Source organism: Streptomyces sp. NPDC049954, assembly GCF_040656295.1.
In the GTDB taxonomy this organism is placed as follows: Bacteria; Actinomycetota; Actinomycetes; order Streptomycetales; family Streptomycetaceae; genus Streptomyces.
The window spans coordinates 508989-535275 of sequence record NZ_JBFALS010000001.1; the positions used below are offsets into that span (position 1 = coordinate 508989).

The window sequence follows — 26287 nt, forward strand, 5'->3', positions numbered from 1 at the left end:
TTCGCCTCCGCCCGGACAGCCCCGGCCCGCGGCTCCCCCGGTCTCTCGCCCGTCGTCCGCTCAGCTCAGTCCGCGGCCGTCCTCCAGGGTCCGGGAGGCGAGCCGGACGAGACCGTCGGCTCCGCAGGCACGGGCCAGGGTCAGCCCGCGCCGCAGTTCGGCGACCGAGCGGACCGCGGCCCCGTACTGGACGCGGGCCCGGGCGTGCTCGTAGGCGCAGGGCGAGGTCTCCAGATAGGTGACGGCCTGCGCGAGCAGGGTGACCGAGCGCTGGCCCCGCTCGACGGCGGCGGCCTGGCGCAGCGCCTCACCGATCGCCGTGTCGGTGCCGACCCGTTCGGCGTCGCGCCGCGCGGTGGCGGCCAGCTCCGCGGCCCGGCCCGGGTCGCTGCGGGCCAGCGCCGCGGCGAGTTCCCCGTGGACGGGGGCCATGACGGTGTTGTGCCAGCCGCGCGCGGCCAGCGCGCCGATGCCCGCCTCCAGTTCCTCCACGGCCTCCTTGTGCCGGCCGAGCGCGAGCAGCAGCCGGCCGCGTACGGCCGCGGCGTCGGGCAGCACGATGACGTCGGGGTAGGGCGAGTGGAAGGAGTACTGCTCCATGACCCCCTCGGCCTCGGCCACCTGGCCACGCGCGAGCAGCGAGTCCACGAGCATGCAGACGATGTCCCAGTGCATGGGGAGCCGGGAGCCGACCCGTTCGGCCAGGCGCAGGGCCTCGCGCAGATAGGCCACGGCCTGGATGAGGCGGCCGCGCCTGCGGTGCACGTAGCCGACGAAGGCGTGCGAGACGGCGAGGTGGGCCCCGCTCCAGCCGTGCTCCTCGTAGGCCCGCAGCCCTTCGGTGAACAGGCTCTCGGCGCGGTCGAGCCGGTCGGAGAAGACGTAGGCGCCGCCGAGCATGACGAGCAGTTCGAAACTCCACTCGGTGTCGGTCCAGGTCAGGCCCGGCGCGAGCCGGCCGTTGACCAGTGCCCGGTCGCACAGTTCGACGGCGTGCTCGGCGCTCTCGCCGCGCGCCATGACGTCGAAGGCCCGCAGGATCAGCAGCGCCCGCTCGGAGGTGTCGCGTCCGGCGAGCGGTTCGGCGAGGGCGGCCAGTCCCTGGGAGCGGCCCTCGGCATCGGCCTCGCGGGCGAAGATCCCCTCCCACATGTAGTGGACGCCCTGGAGCCGCATCCGGGCGGGTCCCTGCGGGAGCCGGGCCGCCTCCTCGTCGACGCAGCGCACCGCCTCGCGCAACTGGTCGAGGTGGACGAGTGCCTGGGAGAGCCGGCACACGGCGTCGACCCGCAGGTCGGGGTCGAGCCCCTCGTCCAGTTCGAGGGCCGCCCGCAGGTGTTTGACGGTGGTGGCGGGCTCCGTCAGCAGCGTGGAGCAGCCCAGTTCGTACAGCACGTGGGCGTGCGACTCGGGGGGCGGCGGCTCGCGCAGCGCGCGTTCCAGACAGCGGCGCGCGGCGGCGGGCGCCCCGACGGCGAGGTGTTCGCGCGCCGCCTCGCGCAGGGCGGTCACGGTGTCGGGATCGTCCTCGGGGTGGACCTCCAGGAGGTGGCGCGAGGCGGCCGCGTGGCCGCGTCCGTCGTCGAGGACAAGGGTCGCGGCCCGGCTGTGCAGGGCGGCCCGCAGGCCGACCGGGATGGACTGGTAGATGGCGCTCGCGACGAGCGGGTGCACGAACTGGAGGTCCTCGTCGGGGCCGGCCAGGACGCGCGCGGCCCGCAGCCGCGCGACGTGTCCGCGCGCCTCGGTGAGCGGCTGGTAGTGCACGAGCGCGGCGAGTTCGAGGGTGATGCCGGTGCCGAGGACGGCGGCGGCCCAGGCGAACTGGGTCGCCTGGGAGCCCAGTTCGTCGAGCCGCGCGACGAGACCGTCGCCCCGGGACTCGGTGTTGAGCGCCCGCAGGTCCCCGGCGGCGGACTCGACCGGCCGCAGTCCGCTCTCCCGGGCCTTGGCGAGGAGTTCGACCGTCTCGTAGGGGTTGCCCCCGGTGACGGCCCAGACCTCGCGGCAGAACCCGTCCTCCGCGAGCGGTCCGAGCGCGGCGCGGGTCAGTTCGGCCGCGGCCTGCGGCCCGAGCGGTCGCAGGGCGGCGCGCCGGGGGCGGGCGGCGTCGGTGATCCGGCCGAGCAACTGGGCGACCTGTCCGGTCGCGTCGGTGTCCCGCAGCGTCACGACGACGAGCACCTGCACGTTGTCGAGGTGCTCGGCGAAGGCGGCGAGCCAGGCGAGGGTCTCCAGGTCGGCCCAGTGCGCGTCGTCGACCAGGAGGACGAGCGGCCAGCTCATGTCGGCGAGCCGGGACACCGCCTCGACCAGTCCGTCCCGCACGCCCTGCGGGTCCGCCCTGCGATCGCCGGGCTCGACTATCCCGAGGGCCGGCCCGACGATCCCGTAGCGGTCGCCGAGGTAGTCGCGGGCCTCCTCGGGGGTGATGGAGACGAGGGCGGTCTGCAGGAGCTGGCGCACGACGTTGAAGGGCACCGAGGTGACGGTCTCCCCGCCGCGCGCGGACCACACGGTGGCCCGCCCGGCCGCCCTGCGGCGCACCTCCTCCAGCAGCGCCGTCTTCCCGATCCCCGCCTCGCCGCTGAAGACGAGCAGGCTGCCGCGGCTGACGGAGTCCTCGCACAGGGAGTCGAGCGCCCGGTCGACGAGGGCGAGTTCGGCCTCGCGCTCCCACAGCCTGCCCAGTGCGCCGACGGCGGCGCCCGGATCGCCCGGGCCCCGCTCGCGGCCGGTGGCGCCGCCCTCGCCCGCCTCGGGCGGGTGGGGGGCCCGGTCGCCGCCGCAGTCGTGCGCGCGGTGCCCGCGGGCGCCCTGACCGTCCTGCGCGTTCGCCGTCATCTCTGCCGCTCCCCTGGTACTCGACCGGTCCCCCGGTGGACGGGCCGGTCCTCCCACGACGCCGGACACGGGACCGGCGCCCCTCAACTCGCGTGCGTCTCCCGAGCGTAGTCCTCGGGGGCCAGGCGTGAGGGGAGTTCCCGCAGCTCGGGCCCGCGGAGCGCGCGAGGGGGCGTGATACGCGCCCGCGCACCCCTCTCATCCTCTCTTCACACCGGCCTCTTACTGTGACGCCATGACCCAAGTGACTCCGCCCGGCTGGTATCCCGACCCCGGGCACACAGGCGAGGGCCCCCGGGCCGAACGCTGGTGGGACGGTTCCGCGTGGACCGGACAGACGCGCGCCCAGCCGCCCGCCCCGGGGTACGGGCCGCCGCCCGGAGCCCCCGGCCCCTTCGCGCCCCCCGGCGCCCCGGCGGCCGGCGCCCCCGGGCAGACCCCCTACGGATCCCCTTACGGGGCCGCGGCGTACGGGCAGTCCCCTTACGGGCAGGCGCCTTACGGGCAGCCCGGCATGCCGCAGCCGGCGAAGCGCCGGGGGCCGTGGCCGGCCGGGATCGCGATCGGCGTCGTCCTGCTCGCCGTGATCGGCGCGGGTGTCTACGCGCTGGCCTCGGGCGGCGACGACGGCGGGAAGGAGGTGCCCGCGGCGGCCCCTTCGACGCGGACACCGGCACCGCGCACGGAGCCGGACCCCTCGCTGCCCCCGGGTCAGGAGCGCGGGCCGCAGGTGAAGGACGGTTTCGTGACCGACGCCGTCAACGGGATCAAGTTGCCGGTCCCCAAGGGCTGGGAGGGCGCGGTCGACGAGATCGGGGCCTCGGTGACCACCGGCACCTACCCCTGCCCGGGCACCCCCGACAAGGACTGCGTGCACAGCGGCGTGTTCTCGGCCCCGGCCGCCGCGCTGAAGATCGAGTCGCAGGACCCGGAGGCGGCCGCCAAGGCCGATATCGGGCCCAACGCCGAGTCGGCCTACGGCGAGGACTCCTACGGGAAGGTCACCTCGCACGAGCAGGTGGCCGCGAAGGCGGTGACGGTCGCGGGCCAGAAGGGCTATCTGGTGCGCTGGAAACTGGTCACCAGCAAGGGCCCGGACGGCTACGCGCAGTCGGTGGCCTTCCAGTCGCCGACGACGAAGCGACTGGTCATCCTGCGCTACGGACTGGACATCGACTCCTCGGCGCCGAGCCAGGCCGACCTGGACAAGATCACGGCGGGCGTGGCCGTGGCGGACGCCGGCAACGGCGAGAACGCCTGAGCGCTCGTCCCCCCTCGGGGGCGTCCGGGCCGCCCGCCCGGCTCCGCGCCCGGCGCCGGACCGCCGGTCGCCGGGCGCGGGACAAGAGCGCCGGGCGAAAAGGCCCGGGGTCCTCCCGACCGCTCATCGAGGAGGGCCCCGGGCCCTGATGCGCCGCCCCCGTCCCCACGGTGCGGCGCCACGGGCCGTCGTCCTTCATCCGCCGGGACGACGACCCCGTACTTGGCCCCCCGGTTCTCAGTCCCCCTCGCCTCCGGCGGCCGGGGCGGACCCGCCGGGAGCCTCCTCCGGGGCGCTCAGGCCGAGCGGCGGCAGGACCGCCGCCCGCACGAAGCGCTCCATGTACGCCGGGTCGGCGTGCCGCCCCTCCAGGAGGGGCCGCAGCCGCAGCACCCCGAGCAGTTGCGCGGCCACGTACGGCCGCGCGGGATGGTCGGGCACCAGCTCCCCGCGCTCCACCGCCCGGTCGAGCATCGCGGCGATCGCGCACACCTCGGGGTCGACCAGGGTCTCCTTCAGGACCTGCTTGAGCTCCTGGTCCTGCATGGCGGCGTGGATGAGCGCGTGCAGGAGCAGCGTGTCGCCGGACGCGCCCGCGGAGGCCGCGCGGGCCGCCGCCAGCAGATCACCGGCCAGGCTGCCGGTGTCGATGCCGCGGAACTTGACCCGGCTGTTGGCCCGCAGCGCGGCGGCCACGAGCTGAGGCTTGTTGCCCCACTGCCGGTAGAGGGTCGACTTGCTGCACCGGGTGCGCAGCGCCACGCCCTCCATCGTCAGCGACTCGTACCCGCACTCCCGGATCTGGTCGAGCGCGGCGTCGTAGAACTCCCGCTCGCGTTCCGGGGTGATCTTGGAGCGACGGGCGGCGACCGGGGTGTCCTGCGGGGCGCTGGCTGACGTCATCAGGCACTCTCCTCGGTCGGCAGGTCGGCTCGTCCGCCTCATCGATACGCCAGTGTACCGAAACGAAAGCGTACCGGTACACTGGCGTATCGATGAGGCACGACCCCGGTCGTGCCCCGCATCCGCACCACCACAGCCGTCACGCAAAGGGGCCGGGGCATGAAAGCCTCCCGATCCACGTCCGCGATGCGGGAGCCGGACACCACTGCCCGACCGCCCCTCGTCCGCGAACTCCTGCTCGTCGCAGGTCTCTTCCTCATCTACAAGCTCGGCAGGCAGCTCGCCAACGGGCATGTGGTCGAGGCCTACCACAACGCCACCGACGTCTGGGACCTGGAGCGTTTCCTGCACCTGCCCTCCGAGGGGGACATCCAGGGGCTGCTGCTGCACAGCGACTCGCTCGTCCACCTGGCGAACACGTACTACGCGACGGTGCACTTCCCGATCACGGCGGCCTTCCTGGTCTTTCTGTACTGGAAGCGGCCGGGGCACTACGTGTGGGCGCGCCGGGTCCTCGCGGTCGTGACGGGGATCGCCCTCGTCGGTCACCTGCTGTTCCCGCTGGCCCCGCCGCGGATGCTCGCGGCGACCCACCTCATGGACACGGGACTGGTCTACGGGCCCTCGGTGTACGGCTCCACTCCGCAGACCGACTCGCTCTCCAACCAGTTCGCCGCGATGCCCTCGCTGCACTTCGGCTGGGCCCTGATGGTCGCGATCGGGATGATCGTGGCGACCCGGGGCAGGCTGCGCTGGCTGTGGCTGCTGCACCCGGCGCTGACCCTGACGGTCATCGTCGGCACCGCCAACCACTACTGGCTGGACACCCTCGTGGCCACCGCCCTGCTCGGCATCGCCCTCGCGGTGGTCCCGCATCCGTCCACCGAGGTCCGCTTCCGCCGCCTGCTGCACCGGGTCCCGTCCCGGCCGCTGCTCCCGCACGGGGCGTCCCGGTGACCGCCACCCTGCTCGCCGTCGCGCTCTCCCTCGTCTCCGCCGTGGCCTACGCCAGTGCGGCCGTGGCGCAGGAGCGGCTGGCCTCGCGGGCCCAGGAGATCGGCGCCGGGGGTGTGCGGCTGCTCACCCACGGGGCGTGGTGGTCGGCGGTCGGACTCAACGCGGGCGGCGCGCTGCTGCACGTCGCCGCGCTGCGGTACGGGCCGCTGACCCTGGTCCAGCCGCTGGGGGCGCTCACCCTGGTGGCCGCGGTGCCGCTGGGCGCCCACCGGGCCGGGCGCCGGGTGGGCCGGCTGGAGTGGCAGGGCACGGCGCTGACCCTCGCGGGGCTGGCCGCGATCCTGCTGACCGCCTCGGGCCCGGCCCCGGACGACGCGCTGAGCCTGAGCCAGGCGCTGGCCGTGGCGGGGGCCACCTCGGTCCTGGTCGCCGCTCTCGCCCGGCCGGGCCGGCGGCCCGGGCTGCGGCACGCCACGGCCTCCGGTGTCGCCTCGGGCATCGCCTCCGCGCTGACGCAGACCCTGACGGTCTCGGTCACCGGGGACGGTGGCGGCGCCGCGCTGTGGCAGTCCGGTGTGGTCGCCCTGTGCGTCGCGGCCTTCGCCGCGGGCGGGCTGCTGCTGTCCCAGACCGCGTACCGGGGCGGGCTCGGCGCGCCGCTCGCGGTCGTGACGCTGGTCAACCCACTGGCCGCGGCGGTGATCGGCCTGAGCCTGCTCGGGGAACGGCTCCAGGGCGGGCCGCTGGGCCTGGTCCTCGCGCTCGCCGGGGCGGGGGCGGCCGCGTGGGGGGTGGTGCTGCTGACCCGGGTCCCCACCGACCGGGCGAGGGTCGTGGCGGAGCACCGGCCCGCCGCCACCCCGGCCGCGGAGCCCGCCGCCCCTCCGGCCGCCGCCAAGCGCCCGGCCGGACGGGGTGAGGAGCCGCCACTGACCGCGGTACTCCCGCGGCCCGCGGGCGTACTGCCGCAGCCGGCCGCGCTGCGCGAGCGGCCGCCCAGGCCGGCCCACCACTGAGCCGCACGCGGGGCCCGGACCACGTGGTCCGGGCCCCGCGCCGTGCTCAGCCGAGGCCGCGCGCGTCCTGCTTGAGCGCGGTGTCCACGGTGAGGGCGGTGGCCACCACGAGGCTCAGGAGCGGCTCGGGCAGCTGGTAGTGGATCTGGAGGACGTAGTTGTCCGCCGTGGTGAACATCGTCTTCGCGAGCCCTTCCCAGGTCTTGGTGATCCGGGCGACCTCGGTGCCGCTGTGGTCGACGATGGCGAAGTTCCAGGCGCGCCAGTTCTCGGCCTTGATCGCGCCGATCTGCCGGCCGTCCGCCGTCAGCGCGAAGTTGATCTTCCCGATGGCGTTCTGCTGGACGATCTCGCCGACCTGGGTCCCGTCCGGGCGGGTCACGATGACCCGGGACTTGATGAACTTCGCGGGCCGGGTCAGCTTCAGCAGCGGGCTGCCGTGCGGATCGCGGATCTCCAGGTGGTGCGTCAGGTACTGGTCGACGCTGAACATGAGCCTGGCGGCCTTGCGCAGCGCCGACTGGCCGACCTGCACGACGGAGCCGAGCACGGCCCCGTGCTGGTCGAAGACCGCGTACTCGTTGGTCAGCTCGATCAGCTTGGCCTTCTGGTTCACGACCAGGACCGGCTCGCTGAAGAGGGTTCCGCCGCCGGCCGTGCCGGGCGCGACCTTGGCCCGCTGCTGGACCTGACGGCGTACCCGCTCGGCGTCGGGGGAGTCCTGCTGCGGGAAGCCGTACTGCGGCGCGGCGCCCCCGGGGGCGCCGGGCATCCCCGGGACGGGGCCGGGCTGCGCGACCGGAGCCGGGCCGGCGGCGGGGGCGGCGGACGGGGCCTGGGGCTGCTGCGGGGCGGACTGCTGACCGGACGTGGTGTGGTCCGTCCAGTCCGTCCCGTCCCACCAGCGCAGTTGCTGAGGGGCGCCCTTCGGGTCGGCGTACCAGCCCGCCGGCGTGTTCGATTGCGTGGTCACCGGGGCACAGTACCCGCGAAATACCGCCAGGTCATGCGGCCGGAAGGGGCGTCTCCTCCCCCGCCGCGACCGGCCGGGAGGGCCGCACGCTCGCCGTGAGCGCTGAAGGGCCCCCGCGCGGGGCGGTGTTCGGGTGCGGGCGGCGCACCGGAAGGCCCGCAGGACGGCGCGGTCCCGCGCGAAGGGCGATGAGGCGGCTGGTGCGGATGTGTACCGGTGTGTATACCGTGCGGCCGGCCCGGGCACGCGCCGCACGCACCGGGCATTCACCGCTTCCCCTCCCCCGGGGCCGAAACACCCACGCGGGGAGGGCTCTTCGATCTCCGGCACTTTCTCGCGTACACCGTCCACGGGTCGAGACGCCGAGGGCGCGAAGTGGAAAGCAACAGCCGCTTAAGTGCCACGAAACGCCGCGGAAACAGCCTCCTTCGACGCTGTGAGCGCCTTGAACAGCAACCGGACGCCCGGGGGTGAACTCTGCCTCCGCCGGGCGTCCTTGACGGCCAGGAGGCCCTTCTTGCGAGCGACTTCCCCTTCCCGGCGCTCCGTCCTCGGTGCGGCCCTGCTCTGCACCACTGTCGTCCTGACCGGTTGCGGCGCGAAGACCGACGCGGCCGGCTCCGGCGGGAACAAGGCGGTGAAGGCCGACACGGCGGGCGGCACCGTCAAGGTCGGACTGCTCAACTCCCTCTCGGGGACCATGGCCATCAGCGAGGTCACCGTCCGCGACTCGCTCAAGCTGGCCATCGAGGAGATCAACGCCTCCGGCGGGGTCCTCGGCAAGAAGATCCGGCCGGTGAGCGAGGACGGCGCCTCGGACTGGCCGACCTTCGCGGAGAAGGCCCAGAAGCTCATCCGGGAGGACCGGGTCGCGGCGACCTTCGGCTGCTGGACCTCGGCCAGCCGCAAGGCGGTCAAGCCGGTCTTCGAGAAGAACAGGTCCCTGCTGTTCTACCCGGTGCAGTACGAGGGGCTGGAGCAGTCCCCGTACATCTTCTACTCGGGCGCCACCACGAACCAGCAGATCGTGCCGGCCCTCGACTACCTGAAGAGCAAGGGCAAGAAGTCGCTGTACCTGGTGGGCAGCGACTACGTGTTCCCGCGCACCGCCAACAAGGTCATCAAGGCGTACGCGAAGGCCAACGGCATGACGATCAAGGGCGAGGACTACGCGCCGCTCGGCTCCACGGAGTTCAGCACGATCGCCAACAAGGTGCGGGCGGCGAAGGCCGACGCCGTGTTCAACACCCTCAACGGCGACAGCAACGTGGCTTTCTTCAAGGAGTACAAGTCGGCCGGGCTGACCGCGGCGAAGATGCCGGTGCTGTCGGTGTCGATCGCCGAGGAGGAGGTCAAGAGCATCGGACCGCAGTACCTCAAGGGCCAGTTGACGGCCTGGAACTACTACCAGACCACCAAGGGCACGGCCAACGCGAGGTTCGTGAAGGCGTACAAGGCCAAGTACGGGCAGTCCAAGCCGACCAGCGACCCGATGGAGGCCGCCTACACCTCGGTGTACCTGTGGAAGGAGATGGTCGAGAAGGCCAGGTCCTTCGACCCGGAGAAGGTCAAGGCCGCGGCCGACGGCACCTCCTTCGACGCGCCCGAGGGCCCGGTCACCGTGGACGGCGCGACCCAGCACCTCGCGAAGACCGCCCGGATCGGGAGGATCGGCGCCGACGGGCTCATCGACGAGGTGTGGAACTCGGGCGGCCCCGTCAAGCCCGACCCCTTCCTCAAGGGCTACGACTGGGCCTCCGGCCTGTCCTGAACAGAGCAGTCCTGAGACCTCCAGCACGGCTTGCCCTGAACGCCCCGTCCTGAACGACCCGCCTGAACCGCACCGCGCACCCGCCCCGCACCGCCTCCCCACTCCCCCGGAGCCGCCCCATGACGGTGATCCTCGGGCAGTCCTTCACGGGCATCAGCATCGGCGCCGTCCTGCTGCTGATCGCCCTCGGACTGTCCCTGACCTTCGGCCAGATGAACGTCATCAACATGGCGCACGGCGAGTTCATCATGGCCGGCGCCTACACCACCTACGTCCTCCAGCAGCACCTCTCCGGTGCCGGTCTCTCCCTCCTGCTCGCGCTCCCCCTCGCCTTCCTGGTGGCCGGACTGATGGGGGTGGTCCTCGAACACCTCCTGATCCGCCGCCTCTACCTGCGTCCCCTCGACACGCTCCTGGTCACGTGGGGCGTCTCCCTCATGCTCCAGCAACTGGCCCGGGACGTCTTCGGCGCGCCCAACGTCCAGACCCGCGCGCCCGACTGGCTGACCGGACACCTCACCCTTCCGCTGGGCGGCAGCGAACTGTCCCTGCCCACCAGCAGGTTGTTCATCCTGGCCCTGGCCCTGCTCGCGGTCGCCGTGCTGGCCCTCGTGCTGCGGCTCACCCCGCTGGGGCGCCGGGTCCGCGCCGTCGTGCAGAACCGCGACCTCGCCGAGGTGTCGGGCATCCCGACCGCCCGGGTCGACCGCACCACCTTCTTCATCGGCTCGGGGCTCGCGGGGATCGCCGGGGTCGCGCTGACCCTGGTCGGCCCGATCGGCCCGACGATGGGCACGAACGTCATCATCGACGCGTTCCTCGTCATCGTGGTCGGCGGGATCGGCCGGCTGCGCGGCAGCGTGATCGTCGCCTTCGCGCTCGGCGTCCTCCAGTCGGTCCTGGAGTGGTCCACGACGGTCAGCGTCGCGAAGGTCGCGGTCCTCGTCGCGATCGTCGCCTTCCTCCAGTGGCGGCCCCAGGGCCTCTACACCGTCCGCTCCCGGAGCCTCGTATGACGACCACGACCGAAGCCCCCGCGCCTCCCGCCCCGCCCACTCCCCCGCGCCGCCTGTTCGCCGCCGAGGGCCCAGGACGCACCGCGGCCGCGTTCACGGCGGCGGCCGTACTGCTGCTCGCCGTCGCCCCCCTGGTCCTGTCCGACTTCCGGCTCGGCCTGCTCGCGAAGTACCTGTGCACCGCGATCGTCGCCGTCGGGGTGTGCCTGGCCTGGGGCCGGGGCGGGCTGCTCACCCTGGGCCAGGGCGTGTTCTTCGGCCTGGGCGGCTACGCCATGGCCATGCACCTCAAACTCGCCGACGCGGGCCCGGGCCAACTCCCCGACTTCATGCAGCTGTACGGGTCGGCCGACGCCCTGCCGTGGTGGTGGCGGCCCTTCGGCAACCCGGTGTTCGCGATCGCCGCGACGGTGCTGCTGCCCATGGCGGTCGCCGCGCTGCTCGGCACGCTCGTCTTCCGGCGCCGGGTGCGGGGCGCGTACTTCGCGCTGCTGAGCCAGGCGCTCACGGCGGCCTTCGCGCTGTGGCTGGTCGGCCAGCAGGCGACGACGGGCGGCACCAACGGGCTGACCGACATCCAGGGCTTCTTCGGCTACGCCCTGGACGATCCCGCCAACCAGCGGATGGTGTACTTCCTGATCGCCCTCGTGCTGCTGCTCCTGGTGGCCGTGGCCCGGCAGCTGATCCGCTCGCGCTACGGCGAACTGCTGGTGGCCGTGCGGGACTCCGAGGAGCGGGTGCGTTTCCTCGGGTACGACCCGGCGAACGTCAAGCTCGTCGCGTACGTCGCCGCCGCGGGGATGGCGGGCCTCGCGGGCGCGCTGTTCGTCCCGGCCGTCGGTATCATCTCGCCCGCCCTCATCGGCATCGTCCCCTCGATCGAGCTGGTGATCGGCGCCGCGGTGGGCGGACGGGCCAGCCTGGTGGGCGCGGTGGTCGGCGCGCTCGCCGTGGCCTGGGCGAAGACGGCGCTGTCCGAGGAGTTCCCCGCCGCCTGGACGTACTTCCAGGGGCTGCTGTTCGTCGTGGCGGTCGCCTTCCTGCCGGGCGGGCTCGCCTCACTCGTCAACGCCGTACGCGCCCGGTCCTGGCGCCGGAACACGAAGGAGGCCACCGTATGAGCACGCGGGAGACCGGCGGGCTGGAGATCGAGTCGCTGCGGGTCGCCTTCGACGGGTTCACCGCCGTCGACGGGGTGAGCCTGCGGGTGGACCCCGGAGACCTGCGCTTCCTGATCGGGCCGAACGGCGCGGGCAAGACCACCCTGGTCGACGCCGTCACGGGGCTCGCGCGGGCCACCGGTTCCGTCCGCTTCGAGGGCGTGGAGCTGCTGGGCAGGCCCGTCCACCGCATCGCCCGCGCGGGCGTCGGCCGCACCTTCCAGACGGCGACCGTCTTCGAGGAGCTGACGGTCCTGCAGAACCTGGACATCGCGGCGGGCGCGGGCCGCTCCGCGCTGACCCTGCTGCGGCGCAGGCGTACGGTCCCCGAGGCGGTCGCGGAGGCGCTGGAGACGATCGGGCTGACGGCGCTCGCCGAACGTCCCGCCGGGGTCCTCGCGCACGGGCAGAAGCAGTGGCTGGAGATCGGCATGCTGCTGGTGCAGAACGTACGGCTGCTGCTGCTCGACGAGCCGGTCGCGGGCATGAGCCACGAGGAGCGCGAGGCGACCGGGGCGCTGCTGAACCGGATCGCGGGCAGCCGCACCGTCGTCGTCATCGAGCACGACATGGACTTCCTGCGCTCCTACGCGCGCACCGTGAGCGTGCTGCACGCGGGCCGGGTGCTGAGCGAGGGGACGGTGGCACAGGTGCAGGCCGACCCGAAGGTGCAGGAGGTGTACCTCGGCACGGCACGGGACGCCGCCGTCGCCGCCGGGGTCGAGGACGAGGCGGTGCCGAGCGTATGACGATGCTGGAGATCGACACGGTGCACGCCGGGTACGCGCGGGCGACCGTGCTGCACGGGGTGTCGCTCACGGTGCCCCGGGACGGCGTGGCCGCGGTGCTCGGCCACAACGGGGCGGGCAAGAGCACCTTGCTGCGTACGGCGGCCGGGCTGCTGGTGCCCACGCGCGGCGCCGTACGGCTCGACGGGGAGGACGTCACCGGTCTGCGTCCGCACCAGCGGGTGGCGCGCGGCATGGCCTACGTCCCGCAGGGCCAGCAGTGCTTCCCGCAGCTCACGGCGGCGGAGAACCTGCGCCTGGTCGCCGACGGCAGACGCGGCGGCCGGGCGTCCACCGACGAGGCCCTGGACCTGTTCCCCGCGCTGCGCACCCTGGGGCACCGCCCGGCTGGGCTGCTGTCCGGCGGCCAGCGCCAGCAACTCGCGCTGGCCCGCGCACTGGTGACGGGCCCGCGGCTCCTCCTGCTCGACGAGCCGACCGAGGGAATCCAGCCCTCCGTGGTCGCCGAGATCGAGGCGGCGATCCTCGCACTGACCCGGCGCGGCGGACTGTCCGTCCTGCTCGTGGAGCAGCACGTGGGCTTCGCGCTGCGCGCGGCGGGGCGCTACCACGTCCTGGAGGCCGGGCGGATCACGTCGACGGGCGAGGGCGGCGCGGGCGCGGAGGACGTGGTGCGGGGCGCGCTGCGCGTGTGAGGTCCGCGTGGGGGCTGCGGGGCCGGTGTGCGGGGCGAAGTTCGCCCCGCACGCCGTCGGCCGCCTCTACGCTCTGATCCGTGACGGCCGTACGCGCTCGGTGTGCGGCCGTCCTCGGCCACGAAGGGACCGCCATGCCGGAACAGTCCTCCCCGCCCGCCTTCCTCGACCGCCACCTCTCCTTCCTCACCGAACGCGACCACGGCGCCCTCGTCACCCTCAAGAAGGACGGGCGACCGCAGCTGTCGAACATCAACTACGCGGCGTACGCGGACAGCCGCACCGCCCTGATCTCGACGACGGCGGACCGCGCGAAGGTCCACAACCTGCGCCGGGACCCGCGCGCGAGCCTGTACGTCTCGACCGAGGACGGCGGCGCGTACGCGGTGTACGAGGGCACCGCGACCCTCTCCCCCGTGGCCGCCGACCCGCACGACGAGGTCGTCACCGAACTCATCGCCCTCTACCGCGACGTCCAGGGCGAACACCCCGACTGGGACGACTACCGCGCAGCCATGGTCCGCGACCGCCGCCTCGTGGTGCGCCTGCGCCTGGAGCGGGCGTACGGGTGGGTGCAGAACTGATCCGGGAATGAGAAAAACCCCAGATGAACTGGGGTTTTCACTGGTGTCCGAGGGGGGACTTGAACCCCCACGCCCGATAAAGGGCACTAGCACCTCAAGCTAGCGCGTCTGCCATTCCGCCACCCGGACAAGGTGTCTGCCGACCGGGTTCCCCCGGCGACATGGACAACAATACCAGGGGTTCGGGGTGCCTCTCACCCTCATAAGGCGTGGTCAGAGGGGGCGGCGGGAGGAGGTGGGGGCGGTCGGTCGCGGGTGGGCACGCAGGGTGTCCGGTGTGTGACGGACCGGGTCGGCCGCCGCTGCCGGGAGCCCCCGGCGTCCCGGAGGGTCGCTCCGGGGCGCCGGGGGCCTGGACCGGCTGCGGGCACGGGTCAGTGCCGGCCGCGGCTCTCGCGCAGGGAGTGCAGGTGGGCGGAGGACTTGCGGGCGAAGGCGAGCGAGTCGACCGGGTTGTCGTGCTCGACCTGCCAGTGGTGGTCGCGGCGGCCGTCACGGGTCTTGTTGACGGCGGACAGGAAGGACTTGTAGTCGATCTCGCCGTCGCCGACATCCGTCATGTCGTAACCGTCCGTCGCGTTCGGGTCGTGCGTGCCGTCCTTGACGTGGAACAGCGGGTAGCGGTGCGGCTGCTTGAGGACGTAGTCGATCGGCTCGAAGGGGGCCGGCTTGCCCTCGGGCGTCTTGCTGAAGCGGAACTGGCCGGTATAGGCCCAGTAGATGTCCATCTCCAGGTAGACGAGCTTCGGGTCGGTCTCGGCGAGCAGGACGTCGTAGAGGCGGACGTTCGGGTTGTCGGAGGCGAAGCGGAACTCGTCCCCGTGATTGTGCTGGTACCACTTCATCCCACGCCGGCGGGCCGCCGCCCCGTAGGTGTTGAAGTCCTGGGCCGCGCGCTTCCACGCGTCGACGGTGTCGCCGTAGCGGAAGGGTCCGGAGGCGGTCCCGATGTGTTCGAGGCCGAGGACCTCGGCGTCGTCGAGCACCTGCTCCAGGTTCTGCGCGAAGGAGTAGGCGTCCGGGTTGTTGTCGTCGTAGTAGTTGACGTGGCTGCCGATGCCGTTGAGGCCGTGGTCGCGGGCGAGGCGGGCGAGCTGCGGCAGGGTGATCGCGCCGGTGCCCTGGGTGTAGCCGGCGTACTCGACCTCGTCGTAGCCGAAGCGCTCCAGTTCGTCGAAGACCTTGGCGAAGCCGAGCTCGGAGACCTTGTCGCGCAGCGAGTAGAGCTGGATGCCGAGCCGGTTCTTGGGCAGGACCGGCTCGCCCTTGCCGGGGCCGTGCCCGTTCCCGTGGCCGTGTCCATGGCCGTGTCCCTGGCCGTGTCCCGTGGCGGCGGCCGGTCCCGCGGCCATGCCGAGCAGGGCGGCGGTCCCGAGGCCCGCGCTGACGCCGAGCATTCCGCGGCGGCTGAGCTTCGCGGCGAGTTCGGCGTCCACTGGCTTCTTGCGGCTCATCTGGGTGACTCCCTTGTGGTGTCCGTGATGATGGCGTCGGCGTGGGGCGGGTCTGTGCGTCAGGGCCCGTCGAGGCCAGCGAGCTTGAGGAGCAGGGACTTGACGTCGGTGGCCGCGACCCGGCCCTCGACGGCCCCGGGCGAGGAACACAGCAGCAGCGGCCCCTCGTCCTCGTGCGCGGGCAGCCGTCCGTGGCTGCCGCGGATCGGGGAGGCGTCCAGCGGGACGACCGCCATCCGGTACCGCATCCCGAGCTTCTTCCTGGCCAGGGCCCCGGCCGCCTTGAGCCGTACGTAGGGGTCCTCGGGGTCCATGAAGAGTTCGACCGGGTCGTAGCCGGGTTTGCGGTGGATCTCGACGAGCTGCGCGAAGTCGGGGGCGCGGGCGTCGTCGAGCCAGTAGTAGTAGGTGAACCACGCGTCGGGCTCGGCGACGGCGACCAGTTCCCCGGCGCGCGCGTGGTCGAGGCCGTACGCCTTCTTGCCCGCGTCGTCGAGCAGTTCGCCGATGCCCTCGACCCCGGACAGGGCCTCCCTGGTGGCCTCCAGGTCCTCGGGGCGGCGTACGTAGACGTGGGCGATCTGGTGGTCGGCGACCGCGAAGGCGCGCGAGGCCATCGGGTCGAGGTACTCCATGCCGTCCTGGGTGTGCACCTCCACGAGGCCCGCCTCGCGCAGCACCCGGTTGAGGTGCACGGGGCGGCTGACCTCGGTGATCCCGTACTCGGACAGGGCGACGACGGTGCGGCCCTCGGCCCGCGCGTCCTCCAGGAGCGGGGCGAGGATCCGGTCGAGGTCGGCCGCCGCCTTCAGGGAGCGCGGGTCCTCGGGTCCGTAGCGCTGGAAGTCGTAGTCCAGGTGCGGGACGTAGGCGAGGGCGAGGTCGGGCCGGCGGGTGGCCATGACGTGCCGGGTGGCGTCCACGATCCACTGCGAGGAGACGAGGTTCGCGCCCGGCCCCCAGAACTGGAACAGGGGGAAGGTGCCGAGCTTGTCGACGAGTTCGTCGTGCAGCTCGGGCGGCCGGGTGTAGCAGTCGGGTTCCTTGCGGCCGTCCGCGTAGTAGACCGGGCGCGGGGTGACCGTCCAGTCGGTGTCGGCGCCCATCGCGTACCACCAGCAGATGTTGGCGACGGTGTAGCCGGGGTGGGCGCGGCGCGCGGCGTCCCACAGCCGGTCGCCGGTCACCAGGCCGTTGTGCTGGCGCCACAGCAGGACGTCGCCGAGTTCGCGGAAGTACCAGCCGTTGCCGACGACGCCGTGTTCGGCGGGGAGGGTGCCGGTGAGGAAGGTCGACTGGGCGGCGCAGGTCACGGCGGGCAGGACGGTGCCGAGCGGGGCCTGGGAGCCGGTCTGTCCGAGCGCCTTGAGGTGCGGCATGTGGTCGAGCAGTTTCGGCGTCATGCCCACGACGTCGAGGACGAGCAGCGGGGCGGGGCCGGTCATGGCAGTTCCTTCAGGCCGAGGTCCGTCAGGAGGTCGCGAGCGAGGACGAGTTCGGCGGCGATGCCGTCGGCGAGCTGGGCGCGGTTGCGGGGGCGCAGCCCGGCGGGCAGCGCCTGCCAGGTGTACGTCTCCACTTCGAGGTGGTGGGTGCGCGGGTGCGGGGCCCCGGCGAGGCGGGCGAGGCAGTCCTTGAGCACCGGGAGGGTCGAGGTGAGCGGCGGGGCGGGCGGGGCGTGCAGGGGGACGTGGAAGTGGGAGCGCCAGGGCGCGGTGTCGGGCAGGGCGGTGCCGGCGAGCGCCTCGTCGAGGTCGTCGGTGCCGCGCAGTCCGGCGGGGGTGAGGGTGCGGGTCTGGTGCAGGAAGCGGGGTTCGGCGAAGGCACCGAGCGCTTCGCGCACCTCGGGCCGGTCGGGGTGCTCGGCGTGCAGGGCGGCGGAGAGCTGCGTCTTGACGACGGGCACCCCGGCCGCTTCGAGGGCGTCGAGGGCGGTGCCCGGGTCCTCGAAGGAGGTCGCGAGGTGGCAGGTGTCGACGCAGATGCCGATGCGGTCCCCGGCGAGCGCGGTGAGCGGCCCGATCGCGTCGGCGGTGGTCTCGACGGTGCAGCCCGGTTCGGGTTCGAGGCCGACGCGGATGTGTTTGCCGGTGGTCTCCTCCAGGGCGTCGAGCCGCTCGGCGAGGGTCGTGAGGGCCTTGCGGGCGAGGCGGTCGGCGCTGTCGTCGTAGGTGGTGCGCCAGGCGAGCGGGAGGGTGGAGATGGAGCCCTCCGTGATGTCCTCGGGCAGCAGTCCGGCGAGCAGCCGGGCGAGGTCGGTGGTGTGCTCCAGTCGCTCCGGGTCGGCCCAGTCGGGTTTGTAGACGCGGTACTTGACGTTCTCGGAGCCGAAGCCCTGGTAGGGGAAGCCGTTGAGGGTGACGACTTCGAGGCCGCGGGCGTCGAGGTCGGAGCGCAGCGCGCGCAGGGCCACGGGGTCGGTGACGAGGGCCTTGGCGGCGTCCTTGGCGAGCCACAGGCCGATGCCGAGCCGGTCGCGGCCCAGGCGTCTGCGGACCGGTTCGCAGTGGTCGCGCAGCTGGGCGCGGACTCCGTCGAGGGTCTCGGCGGGGTGCACGTTGGTGCAGTAGGCGAGGTGCAGGACGGAGCCGTCGGGGTGGCGGAAGCGCATGTCATTCGCCTCCGCGCAGGATGGAGTTGCCTTCGTGCAGGGCCTCGGTGGTGGTCACGTCGAGGGCGAGCCGGCCGCTGAGTCCGTAGAAGGCGACGGGGTTTCGCCACAGCACGCGGTCGACCTCGTCCTCGGTGAAGCCGGCCTTCAGGAGCGCGTCGGCCGTTTTGCGGGTCTTGAGCGGGTCGCTCCTGCCCCAGTCGGCGGCGGAGTTGATCAGGACCTTCTCTGGCCCGTACTGCTGGAGGATCGTGACCATGCGGTCCTCGTCCATCTTGGTGTCGGGGTAGATGGAGAAGCCGAGCCAGCTGCCGCTGTCCTTCGCGTCCTTGACGGTGGTCTCGTTGAGGTGGTCGAGCAGGACGTGTTCGGGGTCGAGGGCCGATTCGCGTACGACGTCGACGGTGCGGCGCAGTCCGGTGAGTTTGTCGCGGTGCGGGGTGTGCACCATGGCGGGCAGCTCGTGGTCGGCGGCGAGTTGCAGCTGGGTGGCGAGCGCGGTGTCCTCGGCGGGGGTCATCGAGTCGTAGCCGATCTCGCCGACGGCCACCACCTGGTCCTTGAGGAGGTAGCGGGGCAGCGCGTCGAGCACGGGGGTGCAGCGCGGGTCGTTCGCCTCCTTGGGGTTGAGGGCCAGGGTGCAGTGGTGGGCGATGCCGTACTGCGCGGCGCGGAAGGGTTCCCAGCCGAGCAGGGCGTCGAAGTAGTCGTAGAAGCTCTCGGGGGTGGTACGGGGCTGGCCGAGCCAGAAGGAGGGCTCGACGACGGCGCGCACCCCGGCCGCGTACATCGCCTCGTAGTCGTCGGTGGTGCGGGAGGTCATGTGGATGTGGGGGTCGAAGATGCGCATCAGCTCTCCTCGCCGAGGGTGGGGGCGGCGTACTCCAGTACCTGGCGCAGGTCGGCGGGCACGGCGCGGCCCGCGGCGGTACGTTCGGCCGCGAAGTCGGCCAGCATGCGGGCGAGTTCGCCGTCGCCGCGGGCGCGGTCCGGCAGTCCGTGCACGGCGCTCACGGGGACGCCGGTGAACAGGCACTTCAGGACGGCGTGCCGCCAGGTGTGCGGGTCGAGGTGGCGGGCGGCGTAGGGGCCGAGGGCGGCGGCGATCAGCGCGGTGTCGTTGGCGCGCAGCGCGTCCTCGACGAGGGGGACGGCGCTGTCGTCGGCGACGAGGTGCGGGAGCGCTTCGAGTACGGCGCGGCGTTCGGGCCCGCTGCCGTGCCGGTAGACGCGGGCGAGGGCGGTGGTGTCGGCGCGGGCGGCGCGCAGCAGGAGGACGCGGGCGGCCTCGGCGTGCGGGGGCCCGCAGCGGCGCCCCGCCTCGGCGAACCGTCGCTCCCACACGGGCAGCGCGGCGCCGGTGCCGGGAGGGGGCGCCGCGGCGACCTCGGTGAGCGCCCGGTCGAGCCAGTCGCGGGCGGCGGCGGGCAGTTCGGGGGCGGTGGTGCGGGTGTCGGTCATGCGGGGGCGCCTCCTTCGGCCGCGCGGCGCAGGAAGGGGAGCGAGGTCTCGGCGTGGTGCGGGCCCGCGTGGGAGTGGCGGGGCAGTTCGACCACGGTGAGGCCCTGGTAGCCGCTCTCGGCGAGCGCGGCGAGGACGGGCGGGAAGTCGATCTCGCCCTCGCCGAAGGGCAGGTGTTCGTGGACGCCGCGCCGCATGTCCTCGATCTGGACGTGCCGCAGCCAGGGCGCCGCCTCGCGCACGCAGTGCTCCGGGGATTGGGGCTCCAGGCACTGGCAGTGCCCGATGTCGAGGGTCAGGCCGAGCGGGGCGGGGTCGCCGAGCGTGGTGCGCAGGCGGTGGAAGCCCGCGAGGTCGCCGACGAGGTGCCCGGGTTCCGGTTCGAGGGCGAGCGGGACGCCCTCCTTGTCGGCCGCCTCCAGTACGGGGGTGAGCGCGCCGAGCAGCCGGGTCCACGCCTCGTCCTCGCCGGTGCCCGCGAGCGGTACGCCGGTGAAGCAGTGCAGGGCGTGCGCGCCGAGGTCGGCGGCGACGCGCACGGAGCGGACCAGGAGCGCGGTGCGCAGGGCGCGGCGTTCGGGGTCGGGGTCGAGGAGGGAGGGGCCGTGTTTGGCGCGCGGGTCGAGGACGTAGCGGGCGCCGGTCTCGACGGTCACCGACAGGCCGAGGGCGTCGAGCCGGGCGGCGACCTCGGCGGTGCGGGTGGTGAGGCCGGGGGCGAGCGGGTCGAGGTGCATGTGGTCGAGGGTCAGGCCGACGCCGTCGTAGCCGAGGTCGGCGAGGAGTGCGAGGGCGTCGGTCAGGCGCAGGTCGGTGAGGCCGTTGGTGCCGTAGCCGAAGCGCAGCTGTCCGGTGGTGGTGGTGGTGGTCATGTGGGGCTCACCCGCCGGGACAGGGCGCGGGCCAGGGGCGCGAGGGCGGCCGTGGCGAGCGCGGGGAGGTGGGCACCGGCCCGGGCGGCGAGGGCGCCCTGGAGGGGGATCATCGCGCGGATGCCGCCGCCGACCGCGCGCTGGGTGAGCGGGGGCGAGGGGTTGAGGACGGCGTGCAGGAGCGGCCGTCCGGCGGTGAGCGCGTATCCGGCGCCGAGGAGGGCGGCCAGCGCGGTGTCCGGGGTGCGGCGGGGGCCCGACGGGCCGGGGGCGGCTGCTTCCCACCGGCCCGCCGGGGGTCTGTGGCCCGCCTCGCGGCGGGTGAGGTTCGCGGTGAGCGCCCCGGCGGTGGCGAGGGCGGCGAGCGGGGCGAGCGTGGAGCCGCCCTGGGTCTCGCGGCGCGAGACGGTGGTGACGGCCAGGGTGTGCAGGCCGAGGGCGGCGGCCGGGGGCAGCGCGGCGCGCAGCCTCTCGGCCGCCGCCCGGCGTGGTGGGCTCGCGGCGGCGCCGAGCAGTACGTCGAGTGCGCGGGCGGCGCCCATGGCGACCGGTCCCGCCGGGGTGCGTTTGAGCCCGAGGTCGTAGGCCCAGACGGTGGCGGCGAGGGCGGTGGCGACAGTGAGGGCGGGCCGGCCCGCGCGGGCGGCGAGGGCGAGTCCCGCCCCGGTCAGGGCGCCGGCCGCGAGGAGGGCGGAGCGGGGCGAGATCCGGCCCGAGGGCAGCGGGCGGTGCGGGCGGTCCCGGGCGTCCTCGGCGCGGTCGGCCCAGTCGTTGAGGGCCATTCCGGCCTCGTACAGGCACAGGGAGCAGCCCGCCGCGAGCGCGGTGGCCCGGGTGGTCCCGCCGGCCGCCGCGGCCCCCGCGAGGGCGTCGCCGGGGACGGTGAACAGGGCGGAGACGCGCAGGAGTTCGGCCCAGGCGCCGAGCCGGGCGCGGGGCGCGTTCACCGGTCCTCCCGCAGGCGGGCGGCGAAGCCGAGCAGGGCCGCGTACTGCTCGGGCAGGGCGGAGGAGCCGCCGTCCGGGTCCTTGAAGTAGAAGCCGAGTTCGGGGCGGGGCCCGGTGATCCCGAGGGCGTCGGCGCGTGCGAGCAGGCGCGCGAGGTCGAGGACGAGGGGGGCGGCGAGGGAGGAGTCGACGCCCTGCCAGATGGTCTGGAGGATCATGCGGGTGCCGAGGAAGCCGTCGAAGGCGATGTGGTCCCAGGCGGTCTTGAGGTCCCCCATGGCCGGTACGTCGTCGATGTGCACCTCGCCCTCGGGGGCGGCGCCGAGGGTGTCGGCGAGGACGCGTTCCTTGCCGGCGTTCTTCGCGGCGGCGGCGGCCGGGTCGGCGAGGGCGGCGCCGTCGCCGCCGCCGAGCAGGTTGCTGCCGGACCAGGCGCGTACGGCCAGGGCCCGCTGGCGGAACATCGGGGCGAGTACGGAGCGCAGGAGCGTCTGTCCGGTCTTCCCGTCGCGGCCCGCGTAGGGCACGGCGGTGCCGGCGGCGGCCGGGGCGAGCGCGGGGTGGTGCAGCCCGGTGGACGGGGTGAAGTTGGCGTAGGGGCAGCCGGCGCGCAGGGCGGCGGCCGCGTAGAGGGAGCTGGCGGGCAGCCGGGGGGCGCCTTCGGCGGGGGCCGGTTCGGTGGAGGCGACGTTGACGACGACGACGCGGTCGAGCCGGTGGCGGGTGCGGAAGTCGCGCAGGTCGGCGGCGAAGGACTCGATGAGTTCCTCGTCGGTCCTGGTGTCACCGGGGCCGGGCCCTCCGGGCCTGATCCCGGCCTCGGCGGCGGAGAGTTCGGCGTGCAGGGCGGCGGGCAGCCCGTATGGGAGGACACCGCCGGTGGCGAGTTGTTCGGCGCGTTTGGGCAGCGGACAGCTCATCGTGTCGTGGCCGCCGAAGACGAGGGAGCCGAGCGGCGGCAGGTGGGTGCCGGCGAAGTCCTCGGTCTCGGTGATCATTCCGGTGGCCGGGTGGAGTCCGGCGGCGACGGCGGCGCAGCCGGCCACGGCGGTGGTGGCGACGGAGCCGCGGGCCCCGATGAGCCAGACGCCGGTGCGGGCGGTGGTGGGGGAAGGGCCGGTGGGGGTGGCGGGGGAGGTCGTGGGGGCGTTGGGGGTCGGTTCGGCGGACATGGGCAGCCTCCTGTCATACGAACCTGCGGGTGAGCCGTGCCGGAGTCGGCGGGCGGGGACGGTGGGCGGGGGTCCGGCGTCCCCCGCCCACCGCCGTTCGGTGGCCGTCCGGGCGGCCTGGTTCAGGCCGCCCGGACGGCGGTCACCTCAAGGGGCCGGTCAGGGCAGCTCCTTGAGCTGGATGTTGCGGAAGGACACGTGGTCGTCCGCACCGTGGTTCTGGATTCCGATGTAGCCGTCGGTCAGGCTGCGCTCCGGGTCCTTGTTGGTGAAGTCGTTGATCTTCACCCCGTTGAGGAACACCTGGAGACGTTCGCCCTGGACCTTGATCTCGTAGGAGTTCCACTGGCCCGGCGGGCGCAGGACCTGGTCACGGGCCTTGGTGTCGGCGGACTTGAAGGTGTAGACCGCCCCGGTCGTGCGGTCCGGCGCGTCGGTCGCGTCGATCTGCACCTCGTAGCCCTTGTCCACGGCGGACCAGGGGTCGTCGGAGGCCGGGAAGCCCACGAAGACACCGGAGTTGTCGTCGCCCTGCATCCGCCAGTCGAGCTTGAGGGAGTAGGACTTCAGCTCCTTGGCCTGGTACCACAGCAGGCCCATGCCGCCCTCGGAGTGCAGGGCGCCGTCGGAGACGGTGAACTTCCCGGGCCCGGCCTGCTTCCAGCCGTCCAGGGACTGGCCGTTGAAGATCGGCCGGTAGTCCTTGCCCGGCTTGCAGTTGGCCTTGACCTGCCCGGTGGCGTACTTCATGCCGCCGAGCACGTGGGAGCGGAAGTCGGCCTCGGCGTAGGACTCCTTGGTGTGGCCGAGCCCGGTGTAGAAGGCCCGTCCGCCCTCGTAGGTCTGGCACCAGGAGATCGGGTGGTCGCCCTTCATGTTCCCGCCCTCGTAGGTGGTCTCGTCAAGAGTGGCGAGGACCTTGGCCTGGGAACGGGGGTTGGTGCGGTAGTTGTACCACTCGTCGGTGCGCTCCCAGGAGTCCTTGAGGGACTCGGTCGCCGGGTGGTCGTGGCCCTCGGGCCTGACGGTGGCCTTCTGGATCGCGGGATGCGAGTCGAAGTAGGCGCCGACCAGACCGCCGTAGAACTTCCAGTCGTACTCGGTGTCGGCCGCTGCGTGGACGCCCATGTACCCGCCGCCGCCCGCGACGTACTCCTCGAACGCCTTCTGCTGCGTGTCGTTGAGGACGTCACCGGTGGTGGAGAGGAAGGCGACCGCGTCGTAGCGGGCGAGGTTGTTCTTGGTGAACTGGCCGGCCTCCTCGGTGGCGTCGACCGCGATGCCCGCCGATGTGCCGAGTTCCTTGAGGGCCTTGATGCCCTCGGGGATGGAGTCGTGGCGGAAGCCGGCGGTCTTGGAGAAGACCAGGAGCCGCTTGGAGCCCTTGACCGTGGCGTCCGAGCTGATCTCGAAGTCGTCCAGGTCGTAGAGGGCGCCGGCCCCGCTGCCGCCCTTGAAGACGAGGAACAGCTCGGTCGTCTTCGACGGTACCTGGCTGAGTTTGACGTCGACGTTCTGGAAGGTCTCCCAGCCGCCGGTCACCGGGACCGGGGCGGAGCCCAGCAGGGTGCCGGTCGCGGAGCCCGCGCGGACCTCAAGGAAGCCTCCCGCGCCGCCGGAGGAGATGCGGGCGGTGAGCTTCTTCGCGCCGCTGAGGTTGTACGGCTTGAAGGAGATCCAGTCTCCGTCGTCGATGTCGCCGACGGTCCGTCCGCCGTTGGCCTCGGCCTTGTCGTAGGTCTTGATGCCCTGCTGGCCGGTGAAGTGCTCGGCCTGGCGGTGCCGGGGCTGGAGTTCGGCCTGGGCATGGCCGGTCAGGGGTGCCTGGCCGCCGCCCCCGCCGTCGGTGTACTCGGCGTCGATGACCCCGAAGATGTTGGCGTTCGGGTCGTGTTCGGCGTCGGCGGGCGCGGTGATGGTGCCCTCGCAGCCGGTGGCCGAGGTGATCGGGTGGCCGTGGTTGTCGTGGCCCAGGATGTAGCGGACGGTGACCTTGGAGCAGTCGATCTCGCCGTCCTCGGGGTCGGTGACCGTCACCTTGAAGGGAACCGTGTCACCGAACTTGAACAGGGCACCGTCCGCGGGGGCCTCCAGTTTCACGGTGGGTGCCGTGTTGCCGACCACCACCTCGACGCTGGAGGTCGCGGTCAGACCGGTGGCGTCGGTCGCGGTGACCGTCGCGGTGTAGGTGCCGTCCGTGCGGTAGGTGTGGGAGGCGTCGGCTCCGGCGGCCTTCTTGGAGCCGTCGCCGAAGTCCCAGTCGTAGGTGATGGCGTCGCCGTCGCCGTCGGAGCCCTTCGCGCTGAACTTCACCGCGAGCGGGGACTGGCCCGAGGTCTTGCTGGCGGAGGCCTCCACCGTGGGGGCGCGTCCGTCGGTGACGTTCTCGATGCGGTACAGCGCCGAGTTCTCGTCGCCGCCGAACCAGGACAGCCCGTAGTCGAGGACGTAGAGGGCGCCGTCCGGGCCGAAGGCCATGTCCATGACCTGGGTGCCGGTCCACGGGAAGTCGTTGATCTTCTCGACCTTGCCGTCGCCGTCCTGCTCGATGCGCTTGATCCACTGCCGGCCGAACTCCCCGGCGAAGAAGTTCCCGTCGTACTCCTTCGGGAACTTGACCGGCGAGTCGAGGTCCTCGTCGTAGTGGTAGACGGGACCGCCCATCGGGGACTCGGAACCGTCGCCGAACTCGGGCACCGAGGCGCCGTCGTAGGGCATCCACGCCTCCTGCGCGGGCGGCAGGTCGGTGATCCCGGTGTTGTTGGGCGAGGTGTTCTTCGGCGCGGCGCAGTCGAAGGTGGCACCGGACTGCGCGGTGGCGAAGTCGTAGTCGACGTAGGCGTCGTTCTTGCCGGTGCAGTAGGGCCAGCCGAAGTTGCCGGGGCCCGTCACCCGGTCGAACTCGACCTGGCCGGCGGGGCCGCGGCTCGCGGAGGCGGCGCCGGCGTCGGGCCCGTAGTCACCGACGTAGACGACGCCGGTCTCCTTGTCGACGTTGAGCCGGAAGGGGTTGCGGAAGCCCATCGCGTAGATCTCGGGGCGGGTCTTCTCGGTGCCCGGGGCGAAGAGGTTGCCCTCGGGGATGTCGTACGAGCCGTCCTCGTGGACCTTGACGCGCAGGATCTTGCCGCGCAGGTCGTTGGTGTTGCCCGCGCTGCGCTGGGCGTCGAAGGCGGGGTTGCGGCTGGCGCGCTCGTCGAGCGGGGAGTAGCCGTCGGAGGCGAAGGGGTTGGAGTCGTCGCCGGTCGACAGGTACAGGTTGCCCTCGGCGTCGAAGTCGATGTCACCGCCGACATGGCAGCAGGTGCCGCGCGAGGTCTTGACCTCCAGGACCTTCTTCTCGCTGGTCTTGTCGAGGGTGCCGTCCTCGGCGAGCGTGAAGCGGGAGAGCTGGTTGACCCCGTCGAAGGGGGTGAAGTCGGCCGTGCTGCCGTTCTCGGGGGCGTCGCCGGCCGGGGTGTCCATCGGGGGCGCGTAGTAGAGGTAGATCGCCCGGTTCTTCGCGAAGTCCGGGTCGATGCCGACGCCTTGGAGCCCCTCCTCGTCGTGGCTGTACACGTCGAGCTTTCCGGCCACCTTGGTGGTGCCGGAGGCGTCGGTCAGACGCAGGGTGCCGTCCCGTGAGGTGTGCAGGACGCTGCGGTCCGGCAGGACCGCGAGGGACATCGGTTCCCCGGTCTCGGCCGCACCCTTGGCGAGGGTGACCTGCTGGAACTCGGGCGCCTCCGGTGCGGCGGCCCCGGCCTGCGGGGAGACGAGGGAGAGTGAGGCGGCGGTGAGAAGGGATCCGGTGAGGAGGGCGAGAGTTCTTCGCAGTCCCGGTCGTTTCCTGTGCACGAGT

At 73.1% G+C, this 26287-nt stretch carries 21 protein-coding genes and 1 tRNA gene; 9 read left to right on the top strand and 13 right to left on the bottom strand.

Going from position 1 to position 26287, the window contains the following annotated elements; translation table 11 throughout:
• Positions 1–60: 60 nt before the first annotated feature.
• The gene (locus AB0J21_RS02155) at positions 61–2844 is read right to left on the bottom strand and encodes an AAA family ATPase (protein WP_363143829.1); all 2784 of its coding nucleotides are present in this window, start codon (positions 2842–2844) and stop codon (positions 61–63) included.
• Between the two features lie 235 nt (positions 2845–3079).
• Here AB0J21_RS02155 and AB0J21_RS02160 point away from each other — a divergent pair, with 235 nt between their 5' ends.
• The gene (locus tag AB0J21_RS02160; protein WP_363143830.1) at positions 3080–4105 is read left to right on the top strand and encodes a DUF2510 domain-containing protein; all 1026 of its coding nucleotides are present in this window, start codon (positions 3080–3082) and stop codon (positions 4103–4105) included.
• Positions 4106–4342: 237 nt separating this feature from the next.
• Here AB0J21_RS02160 and AB0J21_RS02165 read toward each other — a convergent pair whose 3' ends face one another.
• Positions 4343–5008 carry a TetR/AcrR family transcriptional regulator gene (locus AB0J21_RS02165; protein ID WP_363143831.1) on the bottom strand — a complete coding sequence of 222 codons (666 nt, stop codon included), beginning with the start codon at positions 5006–5008 and terminating at the stop codon, positions 4343–4345.
• A gap of 159 nt (positions 5009–5167) precedes the next feature.
• Here AB0J21_RS02165 and AB0J21_RS02170 point away from each other — a divergent pair, with 159 nt between their 5' ends.
• Complete coding sequence (locus AB0J21_RS02170) at positions 5168–5965, top strand: phosphatase PAP2 family protein (protein WP_363143832.1); 798 nt, start codon at positions 5168–5170, stop codon at positions 5963–5965.
• Positions 5962–6981 carry a DMT family transporter gene (locus tag AB0J21_RS02175; protein ID WP_363143833.1) on the top strand — a complete coding sequence of 340 codons (1020 nt, stop codon included), beginning with the start codon at positions 5962–5964 and terminating at the stop codon, positions 6979–6981. Before AB0J21_RS02170 ends, AB0J21_RS02175 begins: the two co-directional genes overlap by 4 nt.
• Before the next feature lie 46 nt (positions 6982–7027).
• On the opposite strand, the gene AB0J21_RS02180 is transcribed toward AB0J21_RS02175, so the two are convergent.
• Entirely contained in the window at positions 7028–7954 is a 927-nt protein-coding gene (locus AB0J21_RS02180; protein ID WP_363143834.1) for a phospholipid scramblase-related protein, read from the bottom strand.
• Between the two features lie 517 nt (positions 7955–8471).
• Between AB0J21_RS02180 and urtA the strand changes: the two genes are divergently transcribed.
• The 6 genes from urtA to AB0J21_RS02210 all read left to right on the top strand — a co-directional run bounded on the left by urtA (position 8472) and on the right by AB0J21_RS02210 (position 13929).
• Positions 8472–9725, top strand: a complete 1254-nt coding sequence (urtA, locus tag AB0J21_RS02185) for an urea ABC transporter substrate-binding protein (RefSeq protein WP_363143835.1) — start codon at positions 8472–8474, stop codon at positions 9723–9725.
• Between the two features lie 119 nt (positions 9726–9844).
• Complete coding sequence (gene urtB, locus AB0J21_RS02190; protein WP_363143836.1) at positions 9845–10741, top strand: urea ABC transporter permease subunit UrtB; 897 nt, start codon at positions 9845–9847, stop codon at positions 10739–10741.
• Positions 10738–11862: an urea ABC transporter permease subunit UrtC gene (urtC, locus tag AB0J21_RS02195; RefSeq protein ID WP_363143837.1), complete on the top strand. Its 1125-nt coding sequence runs from the start codon at positions 10738–10740 to the stop codon at positions 11860–11862. The genes urtB and urtC overlap by 4 nt, the downstream gene beginning before the upstream one ends.
• Positions 11859–12650, top strand: coding sequence for an urea ABC transporter ATP-binding protein UrtD (urtD, locus tag AB0J21_RS02200; RefSeq protein WP_363143838.1), 792 nt, complete (start codon positions 11859–11861; stop codon positions 12648–12650). The genes urtC and urtD overlap by 4 nt, the downstream gene beginning before the upstream one ends.
• On the top strand, positions 12647–13345 hold the full coding sequence (locus AB0J21_RS02205) for an ATP-binding cassette domain-containing protein (protein ID WP_363143839.1): 699 nt from the start codon (positions 12647–12649) through the stop codon (positions 13343–13345). The genes urtD and AB0J21_RS02205 overlap by 4 nt, the downstream gene beginning before the upstream one ends.
• A gap of 134 nt (positions 13346–13479) precedes the next feature.
• The gene (locus tag AB0J21_RS02210) at positions 13480–13929 is read left to right on the top strand and encodes a PPOX class F420-dependent oxidoreductase (RefSeq protein WP_363143840.1); all 450 of its coding nucleotides are present in this window, start codon (positions 13480–13482) and stop codon (positions 13927–13929) included.
• A 41-nt stretch (positions 13930–13970) separates the two neighbouring features.
• Here AB0J21_RS02210 and AB0J21_RS02215 read toward each other — a convergent pair.
• The 10 genes from AB0J21_RS02215 to AB0J21_RS02260 form a co-directional block, all read right to left on the bottom strand.
• A tRNA-Leu gene (locus AB0J21_RS02215) sits at positions 13971–14058 on the bottom strand.
• A 245-nt stretch (positions 14059–14303) separates the two neighbouring features.
• A complete protein-coding gene (locus AB0J21_RS02220; RefSeq protein ID WP_363143841.1) occupies positions 14304–15383 on the bottom strand; it encodes a sugar phosphate isomerase/epimerase in 1080 nt (359 codons plus the stop codon).
• A 59-nt stretch (positions 15384–15442) separates the two neighbouring features.
• Positions 15443–16828, bottom strand: a complete 1386-nt coding sequence (locus AB0J21_RS02225; RefSeq protein WP_363143842.1) for a nucleotide pyrophosphatase/phosphodiesterase family protein — start codon at positions 16826–16828, stop codon at positions 15443–15445.
• Positions 16825–17994 carry a metabolite traffic protein EboE gene (gene eboE, locus AB0J21_RS02230; protein ID WP_363143843.1) on the bottom strand — a complete coding sequence of 390 codons (1170 nt, stop codon included), beginning with the start codon at positions 17992–17994 and terminating at the stop codon, positions 16825–16827. Before eboE ends, AB0J21_RS02225 begins: the two co-directional genes overlap by 4 nt.
• 1 nt (position 17995) lies before the next feature.
• Positions 17996–18844, bottom strand: coding sequence for a TatD family hydrolase (locus AB0J21_RS02235; RefSeq protein ID WP_363143845.1), 849 nt, complete (start codon positions 18842–18844; stop codon positions 17996–17998).
• On the bottom strand, positions 18844–19455 hold the full coding sequence (locus tag AB0J21_RS02240) for an EboA domain-containing protein (protein WP_363143846.1): 612 nt from the start codon (positions 19453–19455) through the stop codon (positions 18844–18846). Before AB0J21_RS02240 ends, AB0J21_RS02235 begins: the two co-directional genes overlap by 1 nt.
• Positions 19452–20327, bottom strand: a complete 876-nt coding sequence (locus AB0J21_RS02245) for a sugar phosphate isomerase/epimerase family protein (RefSeq protein WP_363143848.1) — start codon at positions 20325–20327, stop codon at positions 19452–19454. The genes AB0J21_RS02240 and AB0J21_RS02245 overlap by 4 nt, the downstream gene beginning before the upstream one ends.
• Entirely contained in the window at positions 20324–21274 is a 951-nt protein-coding gene (locus AB0J21_RS02250; RefSeq protein WP_363143849.1) for an SCO3242 family prenyltransferase, read from the bottom strand. Before AB0J21_RS02250 ends, AB0J21_RS02245 begins: the two co-directional genes overlap by 4 nt.
• Positions 21271–22446: an inositol-3-phosphate synthase gene (locus AB0J21_RS02255; protein WP_363143850.1), complete on the bottom strand. Its 1176-nt coding sequence runs from the start codon at positions 22444–22446 to the stop codon at positions 21271–21273. Before AB0J21_RS02255 ends, AB0J21_RS02250 begins: the two co-directional genes overlap by 4 nt.
• A 159-nt stretch (positions 22447–22605) precedes the next feature.
• Positions 22606–26283 carry a ThuA domain-containing protein gene (locus AB0J21_RS02260; RefSeq protein ID WP_363144083.1) on the bottom strand — a complete coding sequence of 1226 codons (3678 nt, stop codon included), beginning with the start codon at positions 26281–26283 and terminating at the stop codon, positions 22606–22608.
• Positions 26284–26287: the final 4 nt, after the last annotated feature.

Excerpts from the sequence above, each read along its gene's own strand:
- AB0J21_RS02155 (WP_363143829.1), bottom strand. The coding sequence starts at position 2,844 with ATGACGGCGAACGCGCAGGACGGTCAGGGCGCCCGCGGGCACCGCGCG.
- AB0J21_RS02160 (WP_363143830.1), top strand. The coding sequence starts at position 3,080 with ATGACCCAAGTGACTCCGCCCGGCTGGTATCCCGACCCCGGGCACACA.
- AB0J21_RS02165 (WP_363143831.1), bottom strand. The coding sequence starts at position 5,008 with ATGACGTCAGCCAGCGCCCCGCAGGACACCCCGGTCGCCGCCCGTCGC.
- AB0J21_RS02170 (WP_363143832.1), top strand. The coding sequence starts at position 5,168 with ATGAAAGCCTCCCGATCCACGTCCGCGATGCGGGAGCCGGACACCACT.
- urtB (WP_363143836.1), top strand. The coding sequence starts at position 9,845 with ATGACGGTGATCCTCGGGCAGTCCTTCACGGGCATCAGCATCGGCGCC.
- urtC (WP_363143837.1), top strand. The coding sequence starts at position 10,738 with ATGACGACCACGACCGAAGCCCCCGCGCCTCCCGCCCCGCCCACTCCC.
- urtD (WP_363143838.1), top strand. The coding sequence starts at position 11,859 with ATGAGCACGCGGGAGACCGGCGGGCTGGAGATCGAGTCGCTGCGGGTC.
- AB0J21_RS02205 (WP_363143839.1), top strand. The coding sequence starts at position 12,647 with ATGACGATGCTGGAGATCGACACGGTGCACGCCGGGTACGCGCGGGCG.
- AB0J21_RS02210 (WP_363143840.1), top strand. The coding sequence starts at position 13,480 with ATGCCGGAACAGTCCTCCCCGCCCGCCTTCCTCGACCGCCACCTCTCC.
- AB0J21_RS02220 (WP_363143841.1), bottom strand. The coding sequence starts at position 15,383 with ATGAGCCGCAAGAAGCCAGTGGACGCCGAACTCGCCGCGAAGCTCAGC.
- AB0J21_RS02225 (WP_363143842.1), bottom strand. The coding sequence starts at position 16,828 with ATGACCGGCCCCGCCCCGCTGCTCGTCCTCGACGTCGTGGGCATGACG.
- eboE (WP_363143843.1), bottom strand. The coding sequence starts at position 17,994 with ATGCGCTTCCGCCACCCCGACGGCTCCGTCCTGCACCTCGCCTACTGC.
- AB0J21_RS02235 (WP_363143845.1), bottom strand. The coding sequence starts at position 18,844 with ATGCGCATCTTCGACCCCCACATCCACATGACCTCCCGCACCACCGAC.
- AB0J21_RS02240 (WP_363143846.1), bottom strand. The coding sequence starts at position 19,455 with ATGACCGACACCCGCACCACCGCCCCCGAACTGCCCGCCGCCGCCCGC.
- AB0J21_RS02245 (WP_363143848.1), bottom strand. The coding sequence starts at position 20,327 with ATGACCACCACCACCACCACCGGACAGCTGCGCTTCGGCTACGGCACC.
- AB0J21_RS02255 (WP_363143850.1), bottom strand. The coding sequence starts at position 22,446 with ATGTCCGCCGAACCGACCCCCAACGCCCCCACGACCTCCCCCGCCACC.